Consider the following 14,588-nt stretch of genomic DNA (forward strand, 5'->3'; position numbering starts at 1 on the left):
ATCTTAAAATAGAATTATTGGAAATTCGTGGCAACTAAAAAAATTATTCCCCCAACAACTCCATCAATTCTAAAGCTCTTTTAGTAGACTTTACATTATCAAAAGTCAATAAAAGTCTTAAACCATTGGGAGTTTGTTTTTCTTTCATCTGGCAAAGATTACTGTGTGTAGTGACAAATTTCAGAACCTTATTAAAACGTTTAGATTGATAATAATCTGACTGTTGATCGGCAACAAAATAGCCAATCATTTTGCCTTTTTTCATGACTAATTTCTCAATACCTACACTTGTCGCAATCCATTTTATGCGAATACTATTCATCAAGGCATTAGCGCGCGGAGGCATTGGACCAAAACGGTCAACTAATTTGTTTTGAAAAATAACCAATTCCGCTTCGTTTTTAACGGAACCTAATTCATTATATAAACTCAAACGTTCTGTAACATTATTAATATATTCATCAGAAAATAAGAGCTCAAAATCGGTATCGATTTGTAGATCTTTTACGTATTCTTTGGTTTCGATATCATTTTCTTCCGGATACAAATCTTTGAATTCGTTTTCTTTTAATTCCTCAATCGCTTCGTTCATGATTTTTTGGTACGTATCAAAACCAATTTCATTAATGAAACCGCTTTGTTCACCGCCTAATAAATCTCCTGCGCCTCGAATTTCAAGATCTTTCATCGCAATGTTAAAACCACTTCCCAATTCGCTGAACTGCTCCAACGCCTGAATACGTTTTCTGGCATCTTCTGTCATTGACGAATACGGCGGACAGATAAAATAACAAAATGCTTTTTTGTTGCTTCGCCCAACGCGCCCGCGCATTTGGTGTAAGTCTGATAATCCAAAATTATTGGCATTGTTAATGAAAATTGTGTTGGCATTCGGAACGTCCAATCCGCTTTCGATGATTGTAGTTGCGACCAAAACATCAAAATCTCCGTTCATAAAACCTAACATCAATTCTTCCAGTTTTGCGCCATCCATTTGTCCGTGACCAATTCCTACTCTTGCATTTGGAACCAAACGCTGAATCATTCCGGCAACTTCTTTGATATTTTCGATTCTATTATTGATAAAGAAAACTTGTCCGTTTCTCTGAATTTCATACGAAATCGCATCACGAATTATTTCTTCATTAAAACCAACTACATTCGTTTCAATCGGATAACGATTTGGCGGAGGCGTTGTAATTACGGATAAATCGCGCGCGGCCATTAACGAAAACTGTAGCGTTCTCGGAATTGGCGTTGCGGTTAATGTCAGTGTATCAACATTCGCAGCAATCGTTTTTAATTTGTCTTTTACGTTAACCCCAAACTTCTGTTCTTCATCAACAATCAATAAACCAAGGTCTTTAAAAACTACATTTTTGTTGACTAATTGATGTGTTCCTATTACAATGTCTAGTTTTCCTTCAGCTAAATCTTTTAGCGTTTGCGTTTTTTGTTTTGCCGTTCTAAATCGGTTTAAATAACCAATTGTAACCGGCATATCTTTCAATCGTTCCGAAAAAGTTCTAAAATGCTGATAGGCCAAAATAGTCGTCGGCACCAAAACGGCAACTTGTTTACTATTATCAACGGCTTTAAAAGCAGCACGAATGGCAACTTCTGTTTTTCCGAAACCTACGTCGCCACAAACCAGACGATCCATTGGGCGATCGCTTTCCATATCGGCTTTTACTTCTGCTGTCGATTTGGTTTGATCTGGTGTATCTTCATAAATAAACGAACTTTCTAATTCGTTCTGCAAATAACTATCCGGCGCAAACTGAAACCCTTTTTCTAAACGACGTTTTGCATATAACTGAATCAAATTGAATGCAATATGTTTGACGCGCGCTTTGGTTTTTTGTTTTAAAATTTTCCAGGCGTTCGAACCTAATTTGTATATTTTTGGAGGTGTTCCGTCTTTTCCGTTGTATTTTGAGATTTTATGCAGCGAGTGAATGCTTACATAAACGATATCATTATCAGCATACACTAATTTTATGGCTTCCTGCGTTTTTCCTTCTACCTGAATTTTCTGCAAACCGCCAAACTTCCCGATTCCGTGATCGATATGCGTTACATAATCGCCTACAGAAAGTGCGGTCAATTCTTTTAGCGTAATATTCTGTTTTTTAGAATAACCGTTTTTGATGTTGAATTTATGATAACGCTCAAAAATCTGGTGATCTGTGTAAGCTGTAATCTGGTTTTCTTCATCGATAAAACCTTGATACAATGGCAGTACAATGGTGTGATATTGTTTTCGGATATTCTCTGAATTGGCTTCGTCTAAACTTTCAAAAATATCGTGGAAACGTTTTGCCTGCGTTTCATTAGAACAGAATAAATAATTCTTGTATCCGTTAAAATGATTGTCACTCAGATTATTCAACAATAAATCAAATTGTTTATTGAATGAAGGTTGTGGCTGCATGTGAAATTCAAAACTTTTTGTGGTTTTGAAAATGGGTTTAGATGCCAATTCTACAATCGAAAAATCTAAAGCACGTTTTATAAAGGCAGCTTGATTTAAGAATAATTTCTCAGGTTCGGCGTGTTTTATTTCTTTCGAAAGTTTCTCAAAAGCTTCTTCGGCTCTTGTAAATTGTTTGTCTAATTGAGAAAAAAGTCCGTCTGTATTTTGAATAAAAATAACGGTTCTTTCGGCAATATAATCTAAAAAGCTTTCGCGGTTTTCCTGAAATATCTTGTTTTCGACATTCGGGATAATCGTGATTTTTTTATGTGTTTCTACAGACAATTGGGTTTCTACATCAAAACTTCTGATACTGTCAACTTCATTTCCAAAAAACTCTATTCTGTACGGATGATCGTTTGAAAAAGAAAATACATCGACAATTCCTCCACGAACCGAAAATTCGCCGGGTTCTGTAATGAAATCGACTCTTTTAAATTCGTATTCAAACAAAACTTCATTAATAAAATCAATCGAAATTTTATCGTTTAAAGCTACTTTTAATGTGTTTTTATCGAGTTCTCTTCTGGTTACCACTTTCTCAAAAAGCGCTTCGGGATACGTAACAATTATGGCTGGTTTTTTACGGGAATTGATTCGGTTTAAAACCTCAGCACGCAATAAAACATTGGCATTATCGGTTTCGTCAACTTGGTATGGACGACGGAAAGAGGCAGGATAAAACAATACATCCTGCTCACCAATCATTTGTTCTAAATCGTTTAAATAATAAGCAGCTTCTTCTTTATTGTCTAAAACAATCAGAAAAGGAAGTTCTGTTTTTTTAAAAACAGAACGAATAACAAATGAAACTGCAGATCCCAGCAAACCGCCGAGATGCATTTTTACCTGATTCTGCTCTAATAACTGCGCCGCAATTTGCTGCGTTTTTGGTAAATTATCGTATGTTGTATATAAGGCGTTTTTACTCAACTTGTAAATTTTTATCGACCGGAATTTCGCTTTTTATGGCTCTTGTTGTGTCTAACATTTTTAAGAAATCAGCTTCTCCTTCTTCTTTTGGTATTTTACTTTTCTCAACCAATTTGTCCATTTGTCTTTCTAACGAAACCAATTCTTTATTGATATCTCCAACGAGAAAAGTTACTTTTTCGTCTGGAATTTTACTTAAATGAATAAATAAATCCAGCATTTTAACTTTGGTAATCAAAATTGAAATACGGCTTCTGATTTGAGGCTGATTGAATGTTGCCGGAATATTATTGTTTAAAGCCATTGCTTTTTTTGATATCGCAGTTGACTTTTTCTGAAATGCTCCGATTGTTTTTCTTGGTTTGTCTCCAATTTCTTTTAAGAAATCGCGCCATTCTGTCCAATTTCTAACATTTTCTTCAGAAACTTCGTTGATTGGCTCTTCTATAAAGACCCAGCCTTTATTGATATTATTAAAGATAACTTCCTTTTTTTTGGCTTCTTTTAAGTTTTCTGCAATGCGCTGTTCATCTGCATTTTGACAGGAATGCAGCACAAAAATCAAAAGCAAAAAAAGAGATATTTTATATTTCATCTGGTAAAACGTTAAGTCGCAAAGTTACAAAGTAAATTTACAATTATGAATTCTGTTTTTTGCTAAAGATTTTATAAATCAAGGTTATTTTTTTGCCACAGATTAAAATGATTTTTTATTGTGTGAGTAAAATAATCTGTGAAATCTACGGCTAAAATTCTTTTAAAATTAAATAGCAGAAAATTTATGATGGCGAATAATCCAAAAAACAAACTTCATTGTTGTTAAATTTATAATTTCATCTATTAAAAAACGTATTTATTTGCGAAAACGTTATATTTGTATCTCTAAAAATTACAAAAAATGAATCCAAAAATATTGATCATTGGTGCTTGCGGTCAGATTGGGACAGAACTGACTCAAAAATTACGCAAGTTGTACGGAACAGAAAATGTTATTGCTTCTGATATCCGAAAATTAAATACGGACGTTGTTAATTCTGGTCCTTTTGAAGTGGTCAATGCTTTAGATTTTAACCAAATTGAACATCTTGTTGAAGTTCATAAAATTACCGATATCTATTTGATGGCGGCGCTTCTTTCTGCTACGGCGGAGAAGAATCCTGCTTTTGCATGGGATTTGAATATGAATTCTCTTTTTCACGTTTTAAATTTAGCGAAAGCAAAAAAGATTCAGAAGATTTTCTGGCCTTCTAGTATTGCTGTTTTTGGACCAACAACTCCAAAAGAAAATACGCCACAATATACTATTATGGAACCTTCTACCGTTTACGGAATTAGTAAACAAGCAGGAGAAAGATGGTGCGAATATTATCATAATATTTATGGTGTTGATGTTCGTAGTATTCGCTATCCGGGCTTAATCAGCTGGTCTACTCCTCCGGGCGGTGGTACTACAGATTATGCTGTTGATATTTTCTATAAGGCTATTGCCGATAAAAAATACGAGTGCTTTTTATCGTCTGAAACCAAAATGCCAATGATGTATATGGATGATGCGATTGAAGCAACGATTAATATTATGAAAGCTCCGGCTGAAGAAATCAAAATACATTCGTCTTATAATTTGGCTGCTATGAGTTTTACTCCAACTGAAATTGCTGCCGAAATTAAAAAACATATTCCTGAATTTGAGATTACGTATAATCCAGATTTCCGTCAGAAAATTGCGGACAGCTGGCCTGCAAGTATTGATGACAGTTCTGCAAGAGAAGACTGGAACTGGAAACATACTTTTGATCTTGAATCTATGACTAAAGATATGCTAGAGCATTTGAGTTAGATATTGAATTGCTATAAAATAAAAAGTCCCGTCTAAAATAAACGGGACTTTTTTTATGTTTTAAAATGAAGATTATTTTACTTCAAAAACATTATTTGCAGGTTTCACATCCGCCATTAATCCGCTTGGATCAATTGTGATTTTTTTGATTGCTGTTTTGTTTTTATCGATTGTAAAACTGTAGTTCGATTGTGCCCAAGCCCAGTCTTCAAGAACTGTTCTTTTTACATTCGGATTTGGATTTGGTTTAATGAAATTCATCATTCTTAACGGAATGTAAAAACTCTCTGAAGTTCCGTCTGTATATTCTACAGTTAAATCAATAGGCATTGGCATTCTTCCAATTCTTTCTAAACTTATTGTAGTTTTTCCGGCATTATCGGCTACGTCTTTAATTCCGTAATCAATTGTATTTCCTGTTTGTGCCCAATCTACTAAATACCAGTCTAATTCTGCTCCAGAAACTCTTTCTGCAGATCGTTTGATATCGTTTGGTGTTGGATGTTTGAATTTGAAATCGTTAAAATACCTGTGCAATGTCGCGTCAACATTTTCTCTTCCGATTACATATTCCAATTGCGAAAGGAAAATACTTCCTTTAATATAAGAAGCAATACTGTAAGATTTGTTTTCTTCGTAACGATCACCGTGTGTTGTTAGTGGCTGTTCTTTTCCAGAATTTACTAAACTGTAATAAGCAGCATAATTTCCTTTATATGGATTTACTTCTTTTTTATCTCCTTTTAATTCGTTTGCCGCACCGTTTTGAATATAAGTTGTAAAACCTTCATCCATCCAAGGGTGTTTAGATTCGTTTGAAGCTAAAATATGCTGAAACCAAGAGTGTCCTAATTCGTGTGTAGCTGTTCCAACAATTCCGTCAACAGTTCCGTTTCCTAGCATCAAAGTACACATTGCATATTCCATTCCGCCGTCGCCGCCCTGAATAAAAGAGTATTGTTTGTACGGATATGCTCCAACTCTATGATCATAGTAATCCATTACTTTAACCATTATTGGTTCTACTTTTTTCCAGTTTTCTACAACTTTTGGTGTGTTTTTGTAGAAGAAATGTAAGTCGACATCGTTTGGTCCTTTTACAACATCATGTACATAATCTTTGTCTGCAGCCCACGCAAAATCGTGTACGTTTGGCGCGATAAAATGCCATGTCAATGTTTTTGCTTTTTTAGGATAAGTAACTGTTACTCCGGCATCTTCGTAACCGTGTCCGATTTCATTTTTATCCTGAAGATATCCTGAACCTCCTATTGTATATTCTTTGTCTATTGTAATTTTTACATCAAAATTACCCCAAACTCCGTGAAATTCTCTTGCTATATAAGGATCTGCATGCCAGCCTTCAAAATCAAATTCGGCCAATTTTGGATACCATTGCGACATAGATAATTCTATTCCTTCTGAATTATTACGTCCAGAACGACGAATCTGTACTGGAACTTGTCCGTCAAAATCTAAGGTAAAAGTAGTTTTAGAATTAGGTAAAATTGGTTTCGCCAAAGTTACTTCTAAGATTGTCCCTGAAGTTCTGGTTTTAGCCGTAACGCCATCTTGTTTGAAGTTGATAATTTTTAAAAATCCAATTTCGTTTGGTTTTAAAGTTTCAATTCTACTTTGTTTGGTTTCTTTTCCAGCATCATCTTTAATTTTGGTTACCATTCTCGCATCCGGATCTTTTATGGAATGTAAACGTGCGTCCATTTCACTTCCTGGTTGAAAGGCATTTGGATATAAATGATAGAAAACTTTTCTAAGTGTATCAGGAGAATTGTTAGTATATACTAACTCTTGTTTTCCTTTGTATTGATAGTTTTTTACATCCATCGATACCTCCATTTTATAATCGGCGTGTTGCTGCCAATATGGAGCGTTTTGTGCAAAAGCTGCGTTTAAACCAAAACTCAAAAAAGAAAGTAGAATAATTTTATGCATATTTATTATAATAGAAAATGGAAGAGCTTACACTCTTCCATTGGATTAGTATTGTATTGTAATTATTTTTTTGACATTTTTTCTGCCATGATTAATGCATTGTAAGCATTTACCATTTTACCTGTTTTAGAGGTTTCTGCTAATGGTTTTACTTCGTGTTCTTCTCCTAATGCTACATTTGCAGGAAGCAAAACTCCAGAATCCATCAAGATGTGTTTTACCTGTGATGCTTTTAATTTTGGATAATAAGAACGAATTAAAGCCGCAACTCCAGCTGCATTTGGCGATGCCATAGAAGTTCCTTGCAAGTATTTGTATTTATTGTTAGGAACTGTTGCGTAAATTTCTTCTCCCGGTGCAAAAACGTCAACGTTTATTTTTCCGAAATTAGAAAATGCGGCTACAACATTTTGTCCGTACTCTTTATTGATTGCTCCAATTGTAAGGACGTTATCTGCAAATTCTTTTACGTTGTCTTCTGCATCATTTGGAAAGTTGATATTTTCTGTTTTATCAATATCATAACCGTCATTTCCGGCTGCATGTACAATTAAAACATCTTTTTTCGCGGCATATTTGATAGCATCATAAACCCATTTTTTGTGCGGAGAAAAACTTTTTCCAAAACTTCCGTTGATTACTTTTGCTCCGTTATCTACAGCATAACGAATTGCCAATGCAATGTCTTTATCGTATTCGTCACCATCTGGAACAGCTCTAACGGTTAAGATTTCAACATTGTTTGTAATTCCGTCACCACCTAAGTTATTACCTCGAACTTGCGCAATAATTCCGGCAACGTGAGTTCCGTGAAGTGCTTTTTCTTTGTCTGGACCAAAAACAATATTATTACCATAATGATTGTCTTTAATATCATCTGGATTATCGCCTAATATTTTTCTGCTGTCTAAATCTTTGTTTAGATTATAGTTGAATTGATCGTAAACCGATTCTCTGTATTCTTCTAAATCTGCTTCTGGATCAAAAGTTGGTCCGGCATTTCCAAAAATTTGAGTCATCACCATTTTACTTCTGGCCACTTTTGGATCTGTTGAAGTAATCGTGCTTAAATCTTCTAATTTGTAAGTTGTTTTATTTAACTCTTTTTTGATAGTATTATGCACATCTAATAAAAAGTCAACCTGTTGTTTGTCTTCCAGAACCTTCTTAGATTTTTCGTCGTACATTGCTAAAGCTGCTTTGTATTGTGCAGATCCATCATCTCCTTTTTTAATGATACGGGTTAATTCCAGATTTTCGTGTACAATATCTCCAAGGAAATTCCATCCGTGAACATCATCAATAAAACCATTTTTATCATCATCGATTCCGTTGCCTGCAATTTCTTTAGGATTCGTCCAGATCATTCCTTTTAGATCTTCGTGCTCAATATCTACACCAGAATCTACAATCCCTACAATTACTTTTACACCTGTTTTACCTTGTAGTAATTCGGCGTAAGCCTTATCTACACTCATTCCGGGAATAGTATCTTTTACTAAATCAAGATGGCTCCATCTTTTTAGATCATTTTCTGAAACTGGGGCTTTTTTTACAATTACTAAAGGTGCTGTAAGTGCTTCTTTAGGTGTTGAAACTTGTGCTTGTAAAGTCGCTCCGCAACTTGCTAATACAAGTAATGCAAAAGCAGATAAGGTATTTGATTTTATATGATTCATGTAATCTTTTTAATGTAAAGTTAAAACTTGCGACTAAATTATACTTTTTTGTTACAAAAAACTAACGATTAACAATGCCTTATGATATTTTGATGCTTTTTTGGAATGAATAAAAAGTAGATCAATGTCTAAAAAACAACAGTTTAGCTTATTTGTATTAAAAATCAGACAGCTCTTTTTGATTTTTTTAATGTCGCTTTAAGGAAAGTAAAAATAATAATCCCCTTTACGTTATCCCGTAAGGAATGCTCAACTGTAATTTGTACACTTGCGCGACTGAATCATAAACAAAATCTATGAAAACAAAACTACTCTTGCTGCTATTATTAGCAAATTTTACTATTTATGCTCAAATTAATTTAGTGCCTAATTCTGGATTTGAAACATGGAGCGGCTCTGTTCTTTCAAATTGGACAATCGCTAATACAGTAACGTCCAGCACAGATTTTATAGGAGGTCAATACAGTGCAAGACTGTCGTATACGACCTTGTCTCCAAAAATTACCGCTCAAGTGCCAATGAAAGCTGGTGTAACTTATACGGTAAAATTTAATTACAAATATCTTACGAGTAACTATGGTGGAGACCATCCGATTGCTTTAAACATTTCAAAAGCCGGAAGCGCCACTACTTTGTCCAGCAGTACTTTTGCAACAAATAATTTATGGACAGAAAAAGCAACTACTTTTACTCCTGATCAAGACCTCTCTTATGACTTGTCAATTTCTGGTTTTAGCTTTGACAATGCTGCTTACTCTTTTTTAATTGATGATGTTCAAGTTTATGTTCAGGGAACAGAACAATATACAAAAATTCCGGATGTTGAATTTGAAAAAAAACTGATTGCAATGGGAGTTGATTCTGGACCTACGGATGGTCAGGTTTTGACCTCAAAAGCAAAAACAGTAAAAACATTAGATTTCAATAACATTCCAGCACTTGCAGATCTAACTGGTATACAAGACTTTGAAATTTTAGAGTCGTTAAGTTATAATGGAGGCTCTTATTCAGCAGGTAATGGCGGAGGTGGTAAATTAAAAATTATAGACCTCTCTAAAAATACTAAACTGACCTCTCTGAACATTTATGCAACTCAACTTGCTAGTTTGGATATTTCAAAAAATGTCAATTTGATCACTATTAATCTTAGTGGAAATAAATTTACAACCCTTAACACTTCTTCTAACCTTGCACTAAAAAACTTAAATTTAAGTGCAAATTTACTTACTTCGCTGGATGTTACAAAAAATTTAGCTTTATATACTTTAGATATTTCATCTACGGGATTGTCTACTTTCAATCTTTCTAACAATACACAATTAGGAGGGCTGTATATTCAAAATCTTGGATTGAAAAATCTTGACGTTTCAAACCTTTTAGATTTAGTTGGTCTTGACTGTAGTCAAAATCAGTTAACATCACTTGATGTTTCAAAAAATACTAAATTGGCTTACTTTGCTTGCGATTCAAATCAATTGACTTCATTAGATCTCTCTAAGCATACCAGTTTAACTTTTTTCAAAGGCTCTAAAAACAAGCTTAAAAGTTTGAATTTCAGAAACGGAAAAAATACTTTAATTAGCACAGGTTCGTTTGACGTGAGAGAAAATCCGGAGCTTTCTTGTATAATTGTGGATGATGCTATTTATTCCTTAAATAAATGGGGAACCTATAAAGACTCGGCCTCGTACTTTTCAAATTTTGACTGTGCAACAGTGAGCCAGATTCCGGATGTCGCATTTGAAGAAAAATTGATTAATCTTGGTATTGATACTGATGGCAAAAATGGAACAGTATTTAATTCTAGTATCGCATCGATAACTTCATTAGACGTTTCAAACAGTTCTATTACTTCTTTAAGCGGTATTGAAGGATTTACGGCTTTAAAGACTTTAAATGTTTCTGGAAATTTATTACAAAAATTGGATCTTTCTAAAAATTCAGCTTTAACAACTTTAAATACTACTGGCAACGCTGCATTAAAATGTATTCAGGTTGCAAATCTTGACGTTGCTGCTAATTGGGCCGTAACTAAAGATGCTGCAACAAGCTTAAATATAGATTGTAATGATTATACTAAAATTCCTGATATTAATTTTGAAAATAAATTAATCGCATTAGGAATAGATTCTGGAACTCCTAATGGAAAAGTATTAACTAGCAATGTGAAAGATTTAAAATCATTAGACGTTAAAAATAGTGCTATTGCTGACTTAACCGGAATTGAGGATTTTGTTTCATTAAATACCTTACAAGCAAACAATAATAAAATAAAAACACTGGATCTTTCCAAAAATATTAATTTAACCTTTTTAGATATTAATTCTAATTATACGGTAGAAACTTTAAATGTTTCTAAAAACACCAAACTAACCCAATTGTATTGTAACAGTAATAAGATAACCAGCCTGGATCTTTCCGGTCTTACTGAATTAAGTATATTGTATTGCGGCACCAATCAGTTAGCCAGCTTAGATCTTTCTAAGAATACAAAATTAACTACGGTTAGAATCGACGAAAACAGAGCACTGACGACCTTAAATCTGCAAAATGGAAAAAATACTTCTATAAGTTCAATTAGCATGATATATTGTTCAAGCTTATATTGTGTATTAGTTGATGATGTTGCATACGCAAATTCAAAATGGACCAACAGCAAAGACGCAATAGTATCTTTTTCATTAACTTGTTCAACTCCGGAATATATTTCAATACCTGACCAAGAGTTTGAAAAAGCATTAATGAGTAATAATGTTGATGGCGTTTTGGATGGAAAAGTTTTAAAATCAAGAGTTGAAGCTACAGAAAATCTGACCTTTGATGGTAAATTAATATCTGATCTCACAGGTTTACAATATTTTAAAAATTTAAAAACTTTAGATTGTTCAAGCTCATTCAATTCAACTCCTAGTAAACTTACAAAACTAGATATTTCGGCGCTTACGAATTTGACTTCTTTGGATTGTTCTTTTCTTGGGCTTACTACAATTAATACTTCAAATAATTTGGCGCTTACCTATTTAAGAGCAACTTCAAATTTACTTACAACAATAGATGTTTCTAAAAATAAAGCATTAGAAACTTTATCAATTGAGAACAACAAAATCACTGAATTAAACGTCACAGGCAATACTGCTTTGATAGGTTTATATTGCAGTAATAATCCTTTGTCTGAAGTTAATGTAACAAAAAACAAAGCTTTACAATATTTGTATGGTACAGATTTATTAATAAATTCATTAGACTTATCGCAAAATACAGCTTTAAAAAATTTAGACATCGAAAGAGATAGAGTAAAGGTTTTAGATCTTTCGAACAATTTGAAATTAGAGTTTTTAAATTGCAGCCAAAATGGTTTAACAAGCTTAGATATTTCTAAAAACACTGTTTTAAAAGAAGTAAACTGCTACAATAATCGTTTACAAAATTTAAATCTAAAAAACGGAAATAATAAAAACTTTGTAATAAATGCATGGTATTACAGAGGATTTACAGAAAACGCAAACTTAACTTGTATTGAAGTAGATGATGTAGAATATTCGAAAGCAAATTGGGCATCAATAAAAGATGCTAAGGCAAATTACTCAAATTCTTGTCCTGCAGTATTAGTATATACAACAATTCCCGATACTAATTTTGAAAACAAATTAATTGATCTTAAAATAGACACGGATGGTAAAAACGGTAAAGTCTTAACATCAAGTATTTATACTGTAACTACTTTAGACGTATCTGCCAGTAATATAACTGATTTAACAGGAATTGAAGATTTTGCTTCATTGCGTTCCCTAAATTGTTCTAAAAATCAACTGAATAAATTATCTGTTTCCAAAAATATTTTATTAAATAGTTTAAAATGCAGTAATAATGAAATTATTGATTTGGATGTTTCTAAAAACACTCAATTAGTCACTTTAAGTGCAAGTTTTAACAAAATAACCAAATTAGATGTTTCTAAAAATACGGCTTTAAAAGAATTTGACTGTGCAAACAATAACCTTTACAGCCTAAATGTAAAAAACGGTAATAATATTAATATGCAAAACATGATTTTTGGCAATTTTACCGAAAATCCAAATTTACTTTGTATTCAGGTTGATGACGCTGCATTCTCTTTGGATAAATGGATTGCAAAAGATGCTAAAGCAAATTACTCAACAGAAGCATGTCAGGTAAATTTACAATACACGAAAATTCCAGATATTAATTTTGAGAAACTTTTAATACAGCAAGGTTATGATAAAGACGGTCAAAATGGAAAAGTTTTAACTTCTGACATCTCAAAATTGACTAGTCTTAACGTTTCTGATACAACTCTTAAAATTAGTGACTTAACAGGTATTGAGGATTTTGCTGAGTTGGAAGTTTTAAATTGCTACAGTAATGAACTTACAACCCTGGATCTGTCAAAAAACAAAAAATTGACGAATTTAGATTGTTCCAGTAATAAATTAACATCTCTTAATGTTTCTAAAAATACAGCTTTACAGTATTTACACTGCCGTACAAACAGCTTAACTGAAATTGATCTTTCACAAAATTTATTACTTTATTTTGTTGGTATAAACGACAATAAGCTTACTAACATTAATGTTTCTCAAAATTTAAAATTAGAAACATTTTATGCGTCTAATAATCTTATAACAAGTGTTGATCTTTCTAAAAATAAAGACCTAAAGTATCTTATTATTACAAATACAGCTCTAACACAAATAGATCTTACTTCTAATAAAGTTTTAAAGACATTAGATGTTTCCAAAAATAAATTAGCTTCTTTGGATCTTTCTCAAAATACAAGTTTATACTCCGTTGATGTAAGTTCAAATCAATTATCTACCTTAAATCTTAAGAATGGAATTAATTCTACAATGTCAACTTTAAATTTTACATCAAACCCTAAATTGTACTGTATTCTTGTTGATGATGTTGTCTTAGCAAATACAAAATGGTCTGGCAAAAAAGATGCAATCGCCACTTACAATACAGAATGTACTGGCGAAATAGTCGTGCCATCTAATAATTTTGTTATCGAAACTAAAGGAGAATCTTGTCTTGGTGAAAACAATGGTGAAATCAGTATAACAGCAAAAACTGCATTTGCATACTCTGCATCTATAAACGGAAAAGCTGCTGCATTTACCAATAATGCGCTAAAAGTTACTGCTTTAACTCCTGGAATTTATGCAATTACGATTACAATTCCGGGACAAATATTCGAACAAAACTTTAATGTTACTATTGCAAAAGGAGCAACTATTACAGGAAAATCTAGTATAACTTCTAGAAAAGTTGACGTTGAAATCACTGAAGGAACTGCACCTTTTACTGTTTTTGTTGATGGTCAGGCACAGTTTGAAACAACCGATTCTAATTTCTCTTTAGATCTTAACAAAGCTGCTTTAGTTGAAGTTGCTACCGCTAAAGCCTGTGAAGGTGTTTATTCTAAAAAAATCAGCACAATGGATGTTTTTGGAAGCTTAACTGCATATCCAAACCCAACAACCGGAAGTTTTGAAATCGAAATTCCAGTGAATAAAAATGAAGTTAAAATCGAAATTTACAATTTTGGAGGCCAATTAGTTTCTACTAAAAACTACACGATCGAAAATGGAAAAGCGCAATTGAATCTTGAAAATCAACCTTCAGGAATTTACGCTGCCAAAATCTATTTAGACACTCCGGAATACATTAAAATTATAAAAAAATAAAG

At 33.0% G+C, this 14,588-nt stretch carries 6 protein-coding genes; 2 read left to right on the top strand and 4 right to left on the bottom strand.

The annotated features are described in order from the left end of the window. Positions 1–43: 43 nt before the first annotated feature. A complete protein-coding gene (mfd, locus tag EV144_RS09570; RefSeq protein ID WP_134148305.1) occupies positions 44–3,409 on the bottom strand; it encodes a transcription-repair coupling factor in 3,366 nt (1,121 codons plus the stop codon). Continuing rightward, positions 3,402–4,004 carry a hypothetical protein gene (locus EV144_RS09575; RefSeq protein WP_134148306.1) on the bottom strand — a complete coding sequence of 201 codons (603 nt, stop codon included), beginning with the start codon at positions 4,002–4,004 and terminating at the stop codon, positions 3,402–3,404. The genes mfd and EV144_RS09575 overlap by 8 nt, the downstream gene beginning before the upstream one ends. 303 nt (positions 4,005–4,307) lie before the next feature. On the opposite strand from EV144_RS09575, the gene EV144_RS09580 reads away from it, so the two are divergent. After that, positions 4,308–5,246, top strand: a complete 939-nt coding sequence (locus tag EV144_RS09580) for an L-threonine 3-dehydrogenase (RefSeq protein WP_134148308.1) — start codon at positions 4,308–4,310, stop codon at positions 5,244–5,246. A 72-nt stretch (positions 5,247–5,318) separates the two neighbouring features. Here EV144_RS09580 and EV144_RS09585 read toward each other — a convergent pair whose 3' ends face one another. Then, positions 5,319–7,199: a M1 family metallopeptidase gene (locus EV144_RS09585; protein WP_134148309.1), complete on the bottom strand. Its 1,881-nt coding sequence runs from the start codon at positions 7,197–7,199 to the stop codon at positions 5,319–5,321. Between the two features lie 62 nt (positions 7,200–7,261). Beyond that, complete coding sequence (locus EV144_RS09590; RefSeq protein ID WP_134148311.1) at positions 7,262–8,878, bottom strand: S8 family peptidase; 1,617 nt, start codon at positions 8,876–8,878, stop codon at positions 7,262–7,264. Between the two features lie 296 nt (positions 8,879–9,174). Between EV144_RS09590 and EV144_RS09595 the strand changes: the two genes are divergently transcribed. Next, complete coding sequence (locus EV144_RS09595; protein ID WP_134148312.1) at positions 9,175–14,586, top strand: T9SS type A sorting domain-containing protein; 5,412 nt, start codon at positions 9,175–9,177, stop codon at positions 14,584–14,586. The last annotated feature ends 2 nt before the right edge of the window (positions 14,587–14,588 follow it).

This window comes from Flavobacterium sp. 270 (assembly GCF_004368785.1).
Classification (GTDB): domain Bacteria; phylum Bacteroidota; class Bacteroidia; order Flavobacteriales; family Flavobacteriaceae; genus Flavobacterium.

Coding starts and splice junctions, on each gene's coding strand:
- EV144_RS09575 (WP_134148306.1), bottom strand. CDS start 4,004: ATGAAATATAAAATATCTCTTTTTTTGCTTTTGATTTTTGTGCTGCAT.
- EV144_RS09580 (WP_134148308.1), top strand. CDS start 4,308: ATGAATCCAAAAATATTGATCATTGGTGCTTGCGGTCAGATTGGGACA.
- EV144_RS09585 (WP_134148309.1), bottom strand. CDS start 7,199: ATGCATAAAATTATTCTACTTTCTTTTTTGAGTTTTGGTTTAAACGCA.
- EV144_RS09590 (WP_134148311.1), bottom strand. CDS start 8,878: ATGAATCATATAAAATCAAATACCTTATCTGCTTTTGCATTACTTGTA.
- EV144_RS09595 (WP_134148312.1), top strand. CDS start 9,175: ATGAAAACAAAACTACTCTTGCTGCTATTATTAGCAAATTTTACTATT.